This window comes from Streptomyces sp. NPDC096040 (assembly GCF_040303265.1).
Lineage (GTDB): Bacteria > Actinomycetota > Actinomycetes > Streptomycetales > Streptomycetaceae > Streptomyces.
On the sequence record NZ_JBEOTA010000011.1, the window covers coordinates 153,151 to 166,858 of the forward strand.

General features: G+C 70.6%; 14 protein-coding genes and 1 pseudogene. 6 read left to right on the top strand and 9 right to left on the bottom strand.

Translation table 11 applies throughout. The features are described 5' to 3' along the window. Window positions 1–179: 179 nt before the first annotated feature. Window positions 180–845 carry a TetR/AcrR family transcriptional regulator gene (locus ABTY98_RS17115; RefSeq protein WP_352221722.1) on the top strand — a complete coding sequence of 222 codons (666 nt, stop codon included), beginning with the start codon at window positions 180–182 and terminating at the stop codon, window positions 843–845. A 227-nt stretch (window positions 846–1,072) separates the two neighbouring features. Here ABTY98_RS17115 and ABTY98_RS17120 read toward each other — a convergent pair whose 3' ends face one another. Next, complete coding sequence (locus tag ABTY98_RS17120; RefSeq protein ID WP_352221723.1) at window positions 1,073–1,447, bottom strand: four-helix bundle copper-binding protein; 375 nt, start codon at window positions 1,445–1,447, stop codon at window positions 1,073–1,075. A gap of 81 nt (window positions 1,448–1,528) precedes the next feature. On the opposite strand from ABTY98_RS17120, the gene ABTY98_RS17125 reads away from it, so the two are divergent. Next, the gene (locus tag ABTY98_RS17125) at window positions 1,529–1,894 is read left to right on the top strand and encodes a DUF6479 family protein (protein WP_352221724.1); all 366 of its coding nucleotides are present in this window, start codon (window positions 1,529–1,531) and stop codon (window positions 1,892–1,894) included. Between the two features lie 2 nt (window positions 1,895–1,896). Here the strand turns inward: ABTY98_RS17125 and ABTY98_RS17130 are convergent, their stop codons facing one another. Further along, window positions 1,897–2,352: an RpiB/LacA/LacB family sugar-phosphate isomerase gene (locus tag ABTY98_RS17130; RefSeq protein WP_352221725.1), complete on the bottom strand. Its 456-nt coding sequence runs from the start codon at window positions 2,350–2,352 to the stop codon at window positions 1,897–1,899. 996 nt (window positions 2,353–3,348) lie between these two features. Between ABTY98_RS17130 and ABTY98_RS17135 the strand changes: the two genes are divergently transcribed. Further along, a complete protein-coding gene (locus tag ABTY98_RS17135; protein ID WP_352221726.1) occupies window positions 3,349–3,474 on the top strand; it encodes a hypothetical protein in 126 nt (41 codons plus the stop codon). A 110-nt stretch (window positions 3,475–3,584) separates the two neighbouring features. Here the strand turns inward: ABTY98_RS17135 and ABTY98_RS17140 are convergent, their stop codons facing one another. The 3 genes from ABTY98_RS17140 to ABTY98_RS17150 all read right to left on the bottom strand — a co-directional run bounded on the left by ABTY98_RS17140 (window position 3,585) and on the right by ABTY98_RS17150 (window position 6,973). Continuing rightward, window positions 3,585–5,573 (bottom strand): dihydroxy-acid dehydratase domain-containing protein, encoded by a 1,989-nt coding sequence (locus ABTY98_RS17140; protein WP_352221727.1) that lies wholly within the window; start codon window positions 5,571–5,573, stop codon window positions 3,585–3,587. A gap of 96 nt (window positions 5,574–5,669) precedes the next feature. Then, the gene (locus ABTY98_RS17145; RefSeq protein WP_352221728.1) at window positions 5,670–5,885 is read right to left on the bottom strand and encodes a hypothetical protein; all 216 of its coding nucleotides are present in this window, start codon (window positions 5,883–5,885) and stop codon (window positions 5,670–5,672) included. A 164-nt stretch (window positions 5,886–6,049) separates the two neighbouring features. Then, window positions 6,050–6,973 (bottom strand): NAD(P)-dependent oxidoreductase, encoded by a 924-nt coding sequence (locus tag ABTY98_RS17150; protein ID WP_352221729.1) that lies wholly within the window; start codon window positions 6,971–6,973, stop codon window positions 6,050–6,052. A 297-nt stretch (window positions 6,974–7,270) separates the two neighbouring features. Between ABTY98_RS17150 and ABTY98_RS42305 the strand changes: the two genes are divergently transcribed. Then, the gene (locus ABTY98_RS42305; protein WP_502994247.1) at window positions 7,271–7,426 is read left to right on the top strand and encodes a hypothetical protein; all 156 of its coding nucleotides are present in this window, start codon (window positions 7,271–7,273) and stop codon (window positions 7,424–7,426) included. A gap of 217 nt (window positions 7,427–7,643) precedes the next feature. Then, on the top strand, window positions 7,644–8,462 hold the full coding sequence (locus ABTY98_RS17160; RefSeq protein ID WP_352221730.1) for a class I SAM-dependent methyltransferase: 819 nt from the start codon (window positions 7,644–7,646) through the stop codon (window positions 8,460–8,462). A 46-nt stretch (window positions 8,463–8,508) separates the two neighbouring features. Here ABTY98_RS17160 and ABTY98_RS42310 read toward each other — a convergent pair. After that, a pseudogene (locus tag ABTY98_RS42310) lies at window positions 8,509–8,705 on the bottom strand (response regulator transcription factor); the annotation flags it as partial. Between the two features lie 271 nt (window positions 8,706–8,976). Here ABTY98_RS42310 and ABTY98_RS17170 point away from each other — a divergent pair. Then, window positions 8,977–9,765: an SCO2400 family protein gene (locus tag ABTY98_RS17170; protein WP_352221731.1), complete on the top strand. Its 789-nt coding sequence runs from the start codon at window positions 8,977–8,979 to the stop codon at window positions 9,763–9,765. Between the two features lie 164 nt (window positions 9,766–9,929). Here the strand turns inward: ABTY98_RS17170 and ABTY98_RS17175 are convergent, their stop codons facing one another. From ABTY98_RS17175 to ABTY98_RS17185, 3 genes are all read right to left on the bottom strand, one after another. Next, window positions 9,930–10,637 carry an SDR family oxidoreductase gene (locus ABTY98_RS17175; protein WP_352221732.1) on the bottom strand — a complete coding sequence of 236 codons (708 nt, stop codon included), beginning with the start codon at window positions 10,635–10,637 and terminating at the stop codon, window positions 9,930–9,932. A gap of 667 nt (window positions 10,638–11,304) precedes the next feature. Then, window positions 11,305–11,952, bottom strand: coding sequence for an RHS repeat domain-containing protein (locus tag ABTY98_RS17180; RefSeq protein WP_352221733.1), 648 nt, complete (start codon window positions 11,950–11,952; stop codon window positions 11,305–11,307). Between the two features lie 561 nt (window positions 11,953–12,513). Further along, a complete protein-coding gene (locus ABTY98_RS17185; RefSeq protein ID WP_352221734.1) occupies window positions 12,514–13,401 on the bottom strand; it encodes a hypothetical protein in 888 nt (295 codons plus the stop codon). Window positions 13,402–13,708 lie beyond the last annotated feature (307 nt).

Consider the following 13,708-nt stretch of genomic DNA (forward strand, 5'->3'; position numbering starts at 1 on the left):
GCCCGAGGCGTGAGCGCGGGCGTCCGGACGTCACCGGTCTACGACGGGCACGCCCACCGTAACATCAACCGCAGGAAATCCTTCACTTAGACATCCACGGGAACCCGCCTGACGTAACCTCGACGCGTCGACCCCCAGATCACGGCCGGTCGGCGCGGCCGAGAAAGGACGGGCTCACGGTGGCTTCCCGCACCCCTGGCGACAGCGGCAGACCACGGTTGCGGGCGGACGCGGCCCGTAACCGGGCACAGATCCTCGCCGCCGCTCGTACCGCCTTCCGCGAACTGGGCACCGCCGCTCCCCTGGACGAGATCGCCCGCCGCGCCGGCGTCAACATCGCCACGCTCTACCGGCGCTTCCCCGATCGCGAGGCCCTCGTCCAGCAGGTAGTCCTCGACGGGTTCGTCACGGTGGTCGACGCCGCTCGCCGCGCCCTGGACACCGCCCCGCAGGACCCCTTGGCGGCCGTCGAGGGGTTCCTGCTCCACCTGGTCGACGAACGGGACACGCTCGTACTCCCCCTGATCGGCGGGCCGGTCGCCACCAGCCCCGAAGCGGTCGAACTCCAGGGCAGGATCGCCCCCCTCCTCGAAGAGGTGCTCACCCATGCCCGCTCCCGGGGTGCGATCAGACCCGACGTGACGCACATGGACCTGATCACCACCGGGGCTCTGGTCTGCCGCCCCATGCCCTACCTGCCCGCGGAGCAGGCCAGGGCCCTGGCCACCCGCCATGTGCGCATCTTCGTGGACGGCCTGCGCCCGAACGGCCCTCACCCGCTGCCACCGTCCCCGACACTCCGGGAAGTCACCGTCCATCTGCACATGGGCGCGGAGAGCGACTGAGCCGCAGCGTGGCGGGGCGATACATTTTGCCGGCCACGCTCAACCAGCGCCTGGCGACAGGGATCAGCGTGATCAGAGCGGTGACGGTCAGCCGTCGGCCTACGGGCGTCTCCGGCGATGGCATCTCGGCTCCCCCCGGCCGTGACACCCTGCACAGGCCAGCCGTCCCACGGCGTCTCGCGGGGTGCCGGGGAACCGGTGACCAACCTGCGCCCGGAGGCCGCCGTTCAGGCCAGTGCCGCCATGAATTCAGTGCAGGCCACGGCGCACGCCCGGCAGGCGGCCGCGCTCTTCTCCGCGCCGGGGCGGGTGTCGAAGGCCTGCGCGCACTGGAGGCAGACCGTCCGGCACCACTGCAGCTGGACTCGCAGCCCCGCCTCGTCCTGGACGTTCTCCTCGGTCAGCGCCCGGCAGGTCGCGTCGCACACCTCGGCGCACATGATGCCCGTACGGCGCACCCGCTCCAGCTCGGCCGTGCCGTCGGGATCGAACACACTGGCGCGCAGCGCGCACAGCCGAGCACACTCCGTACAGGCCTGCGCGCAGGTGAAACGATCCTCAAGGTATCCGTAGAGCTCCTGTTGAGAAGTCGTCGGCGTCATGCACTCCGGGTTGCCGAGGTGCGGTCACGGCAAACACCTGCGTCCGGTTCATACCGTTCTGGGCGGGGTATCCCTATACCTATGAGTACGGTATCGATGGAGCTGGCCGCTCCCAGCGGCCTGATGAGTCTCGGGCTGTTCGTGGTGGCGGTGGCCGTACTGGCGATGCTCGCCGGGGGCTTCTGGCTGGGCAACCGTGTCAAGTACCGCGAGTCGCCCCGGCCGCGTCCCGATGAGCAGCCGAAGCTGCCACCGGAGGGCGCGATCCACGAGATCCGGGAGAACCGTGAGTCGGAGGAGATTCCCCGGATGCCCGAGGGCGGCCGCCCGCTCACTCCCTACGAGCTGAGCAATCAGCAGACCAGGCCGAGCACGTCGACTGACCGGCCGCGCTGGAGCAAGGGCAGCAGCGGCTCGTTCGGTGGTGGCGGACTCGGCGCCCACTGACCCTAGACAGTCCCCCGGCCCGCGTCGAGACGTCCGACGTGGGCCACGTTCCCGAGGTCCTCGGCGTCCTGGCTCGGCGTTGCCGCGAACCAGGCGTCGAGGATCTCCTTGAGCACCGGCTGCGAGGTCAGGCGCAGACTCAGGGCGAGGACGTTGGCGTCGTTCCAGCGGCGGGCGCCGTCGGCGGTGTACGCGTCCGTGCACAGGGCCGCGCGGACGGCGGGCACCTTGTTGGCGGCGATCGATGCGCCGGTGCCGGTCCAGCAGCAGACGACCGCCTGGTCGGCGCCACCGGCGGCGACATCGCGGGCGGCCGCCTCCGAGCAGACCGCCCACTGCGGGTCGGCCCCGGGATCCAGTGCGCCGTACGTACGCACCTCGTGGCCACGGCGGCGCAGCTCCTCGACGAGGAGGCGGGCGACGGGTTCGTCCATGTCGGAGGAGACGGAGATCTTCATGCCTCCATCTTCTCCCCCGCTCAGTGGGCCAGACCCAATCGGGCGTGCGTCGGCTTCGAGAGCGCCTTTGACTGCACCGCGCCGAACAGGCCGGGTACGGCGCACCGTGAGGTGAGGGCGACGGTGGCCTCGCTGCCGTTCAAGCCGGAGCGGCGGCGCACCGAGGTCTCCGCGTCGTAGCCGGGGAGGGGACTACAGGGACTGTCGCATGATCCAGCCGCGGATTCCCGTGTCTTCGTCTGCTACGACGGCTGACGGGCGGGCGAGACGCACTGCGGCGGGACCGGGTCACCGGCCGGTGCGGGCGGGAGCCGTATGACCTCGCGGGACGCCATCGGGCGCGACACCATGGCCAGGCGGATCCTCGACGCGATGCGCGAGGGCAACGACCCGTTCGACCTGCCCGACATCCTCGCGACGACACCAGCATCGCCGCGATCACGGCGGGCGTCGCCACTCTGTACGAGCGTGAACCGGAGGTGTTCCAGGCCCTCGACCAGGGCGCCTCCAATTCGCCGAATCGCCGGCCGTCTGGCCATCAAGGGAAGGACGTACGGTCAAGGCCTGTGTGGCACAGGTCCTGACGCAGTTGCCCGTCGAGTCCCGGCTCCACGCCGGCATCATCGCCTTCGCGTGAGCCCGGCCGGTGGACCTCGACGAGGGACCTCCCTTCCCCCGGCGCCCGTGCTCTGCGCCGCCTCCACCGCGACGCCCGAGCCGTCGGGGCTCAGTCGATCCCGGCCGGGCGCAGCAGCGCGGTGACCGCGGCGGCCCCGATCGCGACCACCAGGAACGGGGTCTTGCGTCACGCGAGCAGCACGGCGACGGCCACGCCCACCGGCCGGCCCGTGGCCCTTCGCCAACCCGGTGGTGCGGCATCGCGATCATCAACTCCCTCGGGGAATACCGCCGGATTCGTCGGCGCCTCCTGGTCTGCCGCCCCAGCATCGGCGCGGGTGGCCGGGCGCGAGGCATGCCGCCGGCCGGAAGGCGTCCATGACCGGACAGGACGTGCTGGGGGCCGTCGGCCCACTCGCCCAACGCCGTGTGGTCGCGCCGGCCGCGCCCGGCGGCGACACGGGGGCCCGGTCCTTCGCGATGGGCGGCGTGACAGACCGGTGACACATCGAAGCTCCGGTTGTCACGGGGGACTTGGCGGTCACCTGTGACAACCGGAGCTTCGGTCCGCAAGACTCGCGATCACGTGGGTCTGGAAAAGCCTGCCGACTCCGTCACCTCTCCCGGCCTGTCGGGCGCGCCTGTTCCCGGGGTTCGGTGGCCACGCCCTCCGATACCCCGCCGCCCTGGAGCGGGGGAAGGGCACAGGCGCGCATCCGACGGAGCAGCCGGGCGCTGACCGGCCGAACCCGTGGGTGTGTCCCGTCGTTGCGGTCCGTCTCGGCCTGCCACCGCGCACGGCGCTCGGCCGCCGTCGCCGCGTCGTTCAGTTCGGTGCAGTCGAGGGTGTCCTGGTTCACATCCACGACGATCGTGTCGCCGTCCTCGATGAGGGCGATCGGGCCGCCCTGCGCCGCCTCGGGCGACACGTGACCGATCACCAGCCCTACCGACCCGCCCGAGAAGCGGGCGTCGGTCATCAGGGCGATGGTGATGCCGCGTTGCCGACAGAGTGCCGTGATCCGCGAGGTGGGATCGAGCATCTCCGGCATGCCCGGTGCTCCGCGCGGTCCCTCGTAACGGATCACTGCGATGTCCCGGTGCTGAAACTCCTCCGGGGCCCTGGTCAGTTCCTCAAGCAACGCTTGCTCGCTGTCGAACACCCGGGCGCGGCCGACGAATCGGCCGTTTTCCATGCCACCCTCGACCCCGGCGAGCTTGATGACGGCACCGCCCTCGGGGGCGAGATTGCCACGGAGCAACCTCAAGCCGCCTGTCGGCTTGAACGGCGCCGACAGTGGATGGATGACGTCCCCGTCGGGTGCGACCGGGCTGAGGCGTGCGACTTGTTCGGCGAGCGTCTCACCGGTGCAGGTCATGCACGTGCCGTCGAGCATGCCTGCGGCGAGCAGTTCGCGCACGATCACCGGCAGGCCGCCCTTGGCGTCGATGTCAACCATCGAGTACCGCCCGAAGGGCCACGCGTTCACCAGCACGGGCAGCTTGCGCGCCATCCTGTTGAACTCCTCCTGGGTGATCACCTCGCGCCAGTAGTCGATGCCCGCGGCACGGGCCAGCTCGGGCGCGTGCAGCACGACGTTGGTGGAGCCGCCCATCGCGATGGCCACCAGGGTGGCATTGCGCAGCGCCGATGGGGTGACGATGTCACGTGGCCGGATGCCGCGTTCTGTGAGCAGCTGCAGTGCATCGAGCAGTTGGGCGGGGAATTCCTTGATCCGGCGCGGATCTTCAGATGCCGGGCTCACCATGTGCAGTGGCTCCATGCCGCAGGTGGCGATGAACGACTGCATGGTGTTGTACGTGAACATGCCGCCGCAGCTGCCATGGCCCGGCGAGGCCTCCAGTGCCACCCGCCGCCGCTCGGCCGCCGGCTCTGCCGCCGCCTGGAAGCAGGAGATGATGTCGATCGGCTCGCCGGTGCGGGAATCAGTGCCAGGGCGGATCGAGCCGTCGGACATGATCACCGCGGGGACGTTGCGCTCCAAGATCGCGGCGAGGGTCCCCACCGGGGGCTTGTCGCAGGCGACCACCGCGATCACGCCGCGGACATCGCTCCCCTCCAGGTGGAGACACACGCCGTCGTTGGTGGTTTCCCGGCCGATCAACGAGTAGCGCATCTGAGGCGTGCCATTTCGCTGCCCGTCGGAGATCCCACCCGCGAAGTTGGGCGCGATCACCCGCACCGGGAGATCGTCGTCGACGACGCGGCGACGCAGTTCGGCCTGGATCGCCTCAATCTTCGCGGGGACGCCGGCGTAGCAGATGCTGTCACCCAGGTTGCCGATGACGCCCCAGGCGGGACAGTGGATCTTGTCCGGGTCCTGTCCCAGCAGTCGCGCCGTCGCAACCATCTGAGTATCCTGCCCCGGCTTCCATTCCTCCGCCTCGTTCACCGTGATCCTCCGTAGCACCCGCCCGATATCGACGTCGGGGCGTTCGAAAAGGGGCCCGCCAAGCTGAAGCAAAATCAGTTTAACGACCCGACGAAGTTGACGTCGGCGACCGGCCGCCAGCTTGGCCGGCTGGTGGTCGCCCGCCGCTATGAGGCTTTCCAGGGAAAGAAGCGACCAGGTGTCCAGCATGGGCGCCGAGGCACCGGTCTGACGCGGGACCTGTGGCGGATCCACGTACCGGACGCTGCGTACCGGCTGACCCGTTGACGAGAGGCACGAGCCGGCTCAATGACCCGTGGGCAGTTTCGCGGTGATGGATCGAGCCACCTGGACCGTCTTGCCCTCCGACACGGCGGCCGGCGTTGTCGAGGCGGCCGCACGGGTCCCGAAGGTCAGCACCCGGCTTCGGGCTCCCACGTTCCACACGACGAAGGTGACGCGCTGCTGCGCCTGTGCCTGATAGGCGGTCTCCCGAAAGGCCCGCCGGCCCAGGCCGCTCACGGGATCGACCCGGACGTCACTCCCATCGCCTGGTCGAGGAGTACGGACAGGGGGTCGTTCCGTCGCCGGCCGTCCAGGCGTCGGCGTCGTCGTCGTCGTCGAGGCAGGAGATCTCCGACGTCAGGGCGGAAAACTTCAGAGACGGAGGTCCGCGTGCCCGGTGCCTAGTCGGTGGAGCGCCCCGGTGCGGTGTCCGTGCGGGACTCGATCGCGGTGAGGACCGAGGACATGTCGAGGCGTCCGTTGCCCAGCCGTACGCTCTCGCCGTAGAGGTCGCTGCTGAGGTCGAGGAGCGGGGTGGCGATGCCGGCCGCTCGGGCCGCGTCGGCGATCAGCCGGGTGTTGGCGTAGGCGTCCGAGGTAGCGGCCTGCACCGTGAAGTCGTGCGCGGCGAGCATCGGGACCTTGACCCGGGTGACGCCGCTTCCGAGCTGGCCGGAGTCGACGACGGCCCGGAAGGTCTCCAGGTCCAGGCCCTGCCGCTGGGCGAAGTGGACGGCCTCGGCCAGCGCCGCGATGGTCGTGTCGAGGTAGAGGTTGACGGCCAGTTTCATCAGCACCCCGGTGCCTGCCGGACCGCAGTAGACGGTCTCCCGGCACATCGGGGCGAGCAGCGGCCGTACCTCTTCCACCGTCTCCCGGTCGCCGCCGAGCATCGCGACCAGTTCGCCCCCCTCGGCCGGCCTGCGCGAGCCGGACACCGGCGCCTCGACGAAGCGGCCGCCGGCGGCGTGGACGTCGGCGGCGAGCCCGCGCGCGTACTCCGGTGCCGTCGAGCCCATCGACACGACGATGCGGTCGGCGACGAGTTTCTCGAACGCCGGGCCGCCCCGGCCGAGGACCGTGTCCGTCACCGCCTCGTCGAGGAGCATGACGATCACGACACGCGCGCGTGCGAAGACGTCCTCGACACTCGTCGCGATCTGCGCCCCGGCCGCATGCAGCGCCTCGGCGCGGTCGGCCGTCCGGTTCCACACGACGAGCGGGGTTCCGGCCCGGGCGAGATTGAGCGCCATGGGCTGCCCCATCACACCGAGCCCCACGAAGCCGTACAGGGGGGCACGGGAGCTGCCGGTCGGTTGCGTCATCGTCGTGACTCCTGGTCGGCGTACGGAGGGCGAAGGGCCATCGGCACTGTACGGCGCGGAAGCGGCCGACGGCCCGCTGCCCCTCGCGGCGATCGGGCCGCGAGCCGTCCGGAGGCGGCGCGGATCAGGCCGTCCGGCCAGGCCTGGTGGCCGTTGAGCATGGGGTTGGGCGCTCCTGGGCGAGGGCCGCCGGTTCACTCGTCCACGAGCTGGCCGGTCAGGTGGCCGCCCCTGGATGCGCTCGCTACGCGCGACGACGGTGGTCCGCCAGGGCTTCTCGGGCCCCTGCGGGAGGAGATGCGCTCGGGCCGGCACGACCTGGTCATCGCCACGCGGCGGCCCCGCGGCCGAGCGCTCTCCTCGGTGCCGCCGGCCGACGAGGAGTACGTGTCCACCAACCCGGACGTGGCCCGCGTCCGCGAATGCCCGCGTGCGGCCACCCACGACCGGTGAGGCCGATCGGGTCAGGCGCGGCGCGCCTCGGTCGTACGCGTGGTCGTCGGTGGACGAGTCGGTGGACGATCGGTGGAACGACCGCCTCAGGGCGGGCCGCCCGGTACCGCACCACCACCTGAAGAGGCCCGGCCATGAAACTCTTCGACGACCCGCTGTGCCGGCCGTTCCGGCCGCTCGGGCTCGACGGCAGCCCCCGCGTCACCCCGGCGGCGCCATGACCACCGCTCCGGGCGGCCGCTACGGCGAGGCCGCCTTCCGTCCCGATCAGGCGGGTGAGGCTGAGCGCATCGACGTCGGCGCCCTCGTCTACGACGACATCACCATGGCGCGGCTGCGGGCGCTCGGCGCCAGCCCGGGCTGGCGTTGCCTCGATGTGGGCGCCGGCACGGGCACGATCTCCCGCAGGCTCCTGGACGAGGCCGGGGTGGAGAGCGTGCTCGCCGTGGACCGGGACGTACGTTTCCTCACCGAGCGGCCCGGGCTCGACGTGATCGAGGCCGACATCACCGCCGCCCCGGAGTCGGTCCGCGGCCGGTTCCGGCTCGTCCACGCGCGTTTCGTGTTGATGCACCTGCCCGAACACGACCGTCTGATCACCGCGTTGGCCGGACTCGTGGAGCCGGGCGGGGTGCTGGTGCTCAGCGACGCGGTCGACCTGACGAGCGACCGGACGCCCGAGACGCCGTACTCCACGGTGATGCGGGCGATGTGGCAGGGGCTGCGGGCGACCATCGGGACGGATGTCTCCTGGGTGCCGTCGTATCCGCAGCTGCTGCGGGGGGCGGGGCTGGTGTCCGTCGCCGCCGAGATCCATGTGCCGCCGCTGCTGCCGGGCAGCCCCGTCAGCCGCTTCTGGGCGGACACCTGGGAGCGGAGCCGGCCGGCGATGCTCGCCACCGGCCTGGTCGACGACGCCGCCGTCGACGCGGCGGTCCGCTACCTGGCCTCCGACGAGTGTGCCGCGCTGTCCGCCGGCATGCTGACCGCCTGGGGACGAAAGCCCGAGGAACCCGAGGAGGCGGCCGCGCGCTGACGCGTCGCGATCGGCGGACACCCGCTTCCGGCGACGTGTCCCACGCTCAGACCGGCCGGGGTTCCGGACGGACCAGTCCGGTCTGGTAGCGATGACGACGAGTTGGGTGCGGTCACAGGCGCCCAGTTCGGTCAGGGCGCGCTGGATGTGGCTGCGCACGGTGAGCACGCTCAGGACGAGTTGCTCGGCGATCTCGTCGTTGGACCTGCCGCGGGCGGCGAGCATGGCGACCTCCCGTCGTCGTCCCCCTGTGGTCAACCGGCGGGCGCAGGACGCAGTACCCGCCTCCGCGGCGACGTACTGCGGTTGCAGCGGGGCCTACCGCGGTTTACGTACGGCGGTGACTCAGCGTGTCCGGTCGGTCCGTGTGACGCATCTGCGCAGAAACGGCACACAGGCTGCACACTGCCTGGCCAAAGGCTCGCTACCGTTCAGGCCGTTCGATCCCCCATACGAACGAGATCAGGCCACGGCCGAGGACGCCGCTGGCGCAGTCGAGTCAGGAAGACCGCGGATGGACTACTGCTCCTCGTGCCGTCGGCACCTCAACGGCGCCCTGGCGTGCCCTGGTTGCGGCGCCTACGCCCCGGACATCGCGCCCCGCGTCGTTGCGACGCCCTGGCAGGCCCCGGCCGACAGCGCCTGGCACGACGACACGGAAGAGGCGGAAGAGGCGGCCGAGGCTTCGTACGACGACTCCCCCACCGTGTCCGGCGCGCCGCTCGGCCGGGCAGCCAGGCGCCGTCAGCGGGTCCGCTGGAAGAAGACCCAGCGGCGGGCCCTGGTGGCCACCGCGGTCGCTCTGGTCGGCGGCGGTCTGACCGTCGCCTCGCTGGACCGGCAGTCCGCGGACCGGGCACAGGCGGCCGCCGCCCCGGACAACGCGCCCATGGGAGTCGCGGACGAACAGGCCACGGAGCCCATCCCCTCGGTGCCGACACCGACCGGCCGCCACCGGGCCCCGGACCCCACGCCCTCCGCCCGGTCGACGGCCATCGCGAACGCGCCGCACGAGCAGACCGCCGGCACACCCCGCGCAACCCCGGCACCCCGTCAGCTCACCGGCACGTCGGTGCCGTCCACGGCGCCATCCGCCGCCCAGCCCCAGGCTGCGGCCGCAGCCGCGGTATCCGGCACCACCGCCACGCAGTCGGAGCCGGCGGCCACGCCCACGCCCACACCCACCGCCGCTGCCGCTGCCGCTGCCGGCACCAGCGCACAGACACCGACGGCGAGTCCGGCACCGACCACGACCGCGACCTCGCCCTCGCACCTCTGTCTGCTGGTCATCTGCCTCGGCTGACGCACCGCCCCGACGGCCGTCTCACTCCTCGATCCGGTCCACCAGCCCCCGGGCCAGGGCACGTTCGGCGGTGACGGGGCGGCGGTCGAAGGCCAGGTGCAGGGTGCGCCGGCGGCCGATGCCGGGCGGGATGCTCACCGCGCCCCGCCTGGTTCAGCTGCGAGTCACCAGGGCAGCCGGCCGTTGACGTCGAAGTAACCGCCGGTCGGTCCGTCCGGGCCGAGCTGCGCCATCCGGACGATGATCTCGGCGCCCTCCGCCACGGTCTGTGTGCCCGTGTTGCCGTTGAGGTCGGTCTTGGTGAACCCGGGCTCGACAGAGTTGATCCGCATGGCCGGGAACGCCTTCGCGAACTGCACGGTGAGCATGTTCACCGCGGTCTTGGAGGTCGGGTACGCGATGCCCGAGTAGAAGTGCGCGAAGTGCTCCGGGTCGGAGAGTGCCGTCAGCGAGGCCAGTCCACTGCTGACATTGACCACGACCGGTGCCGCCGAGCGCTGCAGCAGGGGCAGGAAGGCGTGCAGGACGCGGACCACACCGAAGACGTTCGTCTCGAAGGTGGTGCGCATCTGGTCGGCGGTCACGGTCTCGGCGGTGGGCACGCTGTTGTCCGCGTTCCGGGTCTCGATCCCGGCGTTGTTGATCAGGACGTCCAGTCCGCCGTCGGCCTCGATCGTCTTGGCCGCGGCGTCGACCGAGGCGTCGTCGGTGACGTCGAGGAGAACGAACCGGGCGCCCAGTTCCTCGGCGGCCCGGCGTCCACGCTCGGCGTCCCTGGCCCCCACATACACGGTGTGACCTGCGGCGATGAGCTGGCGGGCGGTTTCGTAGCCGATGCCCTTGTTGGCTCCGGTGATCAGTGTTGTCGTCATGCATCCAGCCTGCGCCCAGGCCGCCCGGTCAGCCAGCAGACCCTTCTTCCTGGGACTGCGGGTACCACCGACGCGCCTCTCTGACCTGGGCTTGCGGAGGCCGAAACGGCTGTGACCTGCTAGGTCGGGTTGCAGAGGCGATCGAAGGCGGTCAGAGGAAAACGCTCTGATTCGACCCCGATTCGACCCGGGTCACTCAGAGGCAGCCAGAGGCATCGACCTCCCGAACTGCCCCCTGAATGACCCGAGTTGGCTGGTTCGGATCTGGCGCGGCGACTCTGGCAGACCTCTCGTTCATCTCCGGTCGAGCCGCGATGGGGACGCCTGCCTCCGACCGGTGCCAGAGCGCACGAAAGCCCCCAGGACGGCCATTTGTCGGCCCCGGCGTCGTAGGTGTACGTCCACTTCTGGGACGGGTCGCCCGCCGCGTCGGTCTGCGTCGAGATCAGGGCCCGGGAGTCGTCGTCGAAGGTGTAGGCGGTCGTCCGGGCCAGAGTGTTCGGGTCTTCAGTGGTCGCTGTGGTGCGGTCGGCGGCGTCGACCGTGTACGTGGTGGTGAGGGTGCCGTTCGCGGTGGTCTTCCCAGTCAGGTTCCCCGCGTCGTCATAGGAGTCCTGCGCGTCGACGGACGTCGTGCCGGAGGAACCAGTGCCCGTGATCTGCTTGGTCAGCCCGTTGTCGTAGTAGCCGTAGGTGGTGGTGACGCCGATCCCGTCGGTGATCGTGTACAGGCGGCCGCCCGGGTCGTAGGTCGCTTCTCCAGCAGTTGCGGGGCAGCCGTCTGGGTGGTGGCCGAGGAACCGGTGTAGTTGGTGAGGGTGGTGGTCAGCAGGTTGCCGTTGGCGTCGTGGGTGAAGGCGTAGACCTGGCCGTCGGCGTCGGTCTCGGTCGCCTTGTTGCCGTAGGCGTCGTACGTGAAAGAAGTGGCGTGCTGTTCGGGGTCGGTGACGGTCTTCGGCTCGCCGAAGTCGTTGTAGATGGTGGAGGTCGTGCGGGCGGTGTCGCCGCCGGTGGTGTCGGAGACCGTGGTGGTGAGTGTGTTGCCGTCGGGGTCGTAGGTCTTGGTCGTCAGGGCCGTGTGCACGACGGCTTGGTTGACGGCGTTCGTCGTGCCCGGGTCGAGTTCGGTGAGGAGTCGGCCCAGCGGGTCGTAGGTGTAGCGGGTGACCAGGCCCGCCGGGTAGGTGTCGGAGACCTCGGTCTGGGTCAGCACCTTGCCGAGCTGGTCGTAGGCGTAGCGCGTGATGAGGCCGAGGGGTGAGGTCGCCTGGGCGAGGTCACCGTCGGCGTAGTAGACGTTGACGCGCGCGCTCACAAGCAGATCGACGACTTCAACCTGACGGGATTTGCTTCTGCCCCCGCGGAGACGGGGACTGTGCCGAAGGAGGTGACGCCTGCGTCGGTGGCGCGGACGGCCTCGACGGCGTTCCTCCCTACGGCACCTGGACATCGGTGTCCCTGATCTCGTCCGCCTCCACTTTATCCGCGGTCTACAGCGGCAGTAGCGTGGTGATGTGGCCATAGTCCGGGGCAATCAGCCACGGTGTCGGCGTAGGCAGAGACGACCTGCGCGGCCTGTTCCTCACGGCGCGACCGTGCAACCGTGACGAAGTGCCGGACCGTGGCTCCGGTCCGGCACCTCACTCCGTCTCAACTGCGGAGGATCAGCGTGGCGCTTGTCGCTCAGCTCCCGCGAACAGAGGCCTTGGGAACGGATGCGTGCCAGAGCCAGCCGGCGATCTCGCACTGCCGACACCAAGGTGATGCTGGTAGCCAACCGGCCACCGATAACACGCGTTCTAGCCACCGACTCCGTCCACCGAGGCTCATCGCCGGTGCTGTTGTTTCAGGGGAAGGACCCTCGGCGGGGTGGTGATCAGCCCGCCTTCGCTGGGTCGATCCCGTAGAGGATGGAGGCGGCCGCGGCCTGCTTCACGCCGCATGTCTCCTGTTCGTCGGCTGGGGCGGGCCACAGAGGTATCAGGCGTGACGCGGCGGACGAGGCGTCCATACGCAGGTAGTGGCAGGTGTCGTTGATGCGCAGGGCAAGGACGTACGCATCGCCGTCGGCGGCTTTCCCGGTAACCCCGGTCACCGTGTCACGGGCGGTGATGAAGCCTTTGTCCGTCAGGAAATCCACGGCGCCCTGCGAGGTATGCGTATAGCCCGCGGTCGCCATCTGCCGGTAGGCGCCGGTGGGCTGCGCGGCGAGCAGCGCGCCCATCTGTGCCACGAGGCTGCCGGGCTTGCCGTCGGTCCGTTCGGCCGGGCAGGCCGTGCCGGACTGCTTGACGGTGTAGGCGCCGATGCCGAAGGTGTAGCGGTAGCAGCGGACCGGGTAGGCGCTCGCGGCGACGGTCTGCGCATCCGGTGGTACCAGCCCCAGCATCACCGTCATCGTGTGACTGCCACCGCCGAGCCGGCCGGGCACCGTGTCGGCGCTGAGCAGCACGCCGCCGTGTGCCTCGGTCTGGGTGACGAGCGTGCCCTGTGTGAACTGCCCGCCGAAGGCGCGCCCCTGCGAGTAGAACCCCGCCGTCAGGTCCTGGCGCAGGTCCTTGGCGAGACTGGCGGCCTGGGCGTCGACCGCGGCCGTGTCCGGAGCGGCGATCCTCTGGTACATCACGGTGCCGGCCACCCCCGTGGCTCCGGCCACCAGCGCAGTCACCACGAACGGCGCAACCCGCACAAGGGCGCCACGTCGGCGTGGCTGCTCCGAGCCAGGCCGCTGGCGTTGCTCATCCCCCACCGCGTACGTCGTCATGTCATCTCCCCTGCTGGCATGGACGTTCTGAGTTCTTTCCGCGTCCGCCGATACTGCCGGCTGCCTATCCAGGTGAGGGGGAGGCAGCGCAGCACGTCCCCCGCCACGTCGTCGCCGATCGGAGACTCGAACGGTCGGCTGTGAACCGCCAGTTGAGCTGCTGCACGGCTGGGCCCGCCAGTGTCAGCCACCGCGAGGCCTTCCCGAGCGATCAAGTATGTGTTGCTGACGGCCCGTTGATGCATCCCTGGCGGTCAACATCCGACGCAGCCCCAGGTCCGACCGACCCGCCGGTCGTGGACGCCGC

What these genes read in the sequence shown, in the direction of transcription:
- ABTY98_RS17120 (WP_352221723.1), bottom strand. Translation starts at nt 1,447, where the DNA reads ATGACGCCGACGACTTCTCAACAGGAGCTCTACGGATACCTTGAGGAT.
- ABTY98_RS17125 (WP_352221724.1), top strand. Translation starts at nt 1,529, where the DNA reads ATGAGTACGGTATCGATGGAGCTGGCCGCTCCCAGCGGCCTGATGAGT.
- ABTY98_RS17130 (WP_352221725.1), bottom strand. Translation starts at nt 2,352, where the DNA reads ATGAAGATCTCCGTCTCCTCCGACATGGACGAACCCGTCGCCCGCCTC.
- ABTY98_RS17135 (WP_352221726.1), top strand. Translation starts at nt 3,349, where the DNA reads ATGACCGGACAGGACGTGCTGGGGGCCGTCGGCCCACTCGCCCAACGC.
- ABTY98_RS17140 (WP_352221727.1), bottom strand. Translation starts at nt 5,573, where the DNA reads ATGCTGGACACCTGGTCGCTTCTTTCCCTGGAAAGCCTCATAGCGGCG.
- ABTY98_RS17150 (WP_352221729.1), bottom strand. Translation starts at nt 6,973, where the DNA reads ATGACGCAACCGACCGGCAGCTCCCGTGCCCCCCTGTACGGCTTCGTG.
- ABTY98_RS42305 (WP_502994247.1), top strand. Translation starts at nt 7,271, where the DNA reads ATGCGCTCGGGCCGGCACGACCTGGTCATCGCCACGCGGCGGCCCCGC.
- ABTY98_RS17160 (WP_352221730.1), top strand. Translation starts at nt 7,644, where the DNA reads ATGACCACCGCTCCGGGCGGCCGCTACGGCGAGGCCGCCTTCCGTCCC.
- ABTY98_RS17170 (WP_352221731.1), top strand. Translation starts at nt 8,977, where the DNA reads ATGGACTACTGCTCCTCGTGCCGTCGGCACCTCAACGGCGCCCTGGCG.
- ABTY98_RS17175 (WP_352221732.1), bottom strand. Translation starts at nt 10,637, where the DNA reads ATGACGACAACACTGATCACCGGAGCCAACAAGGGCATCGGCTACGAA.
- ABTY98_RS17185 (WP_352221734.1), bottom strand. Translation starts at nt 13,401, where the DNA reads ATGACGACGTACGCGGTGGGGGATGAGCAACGCCAGCGGCCTGGCTCG.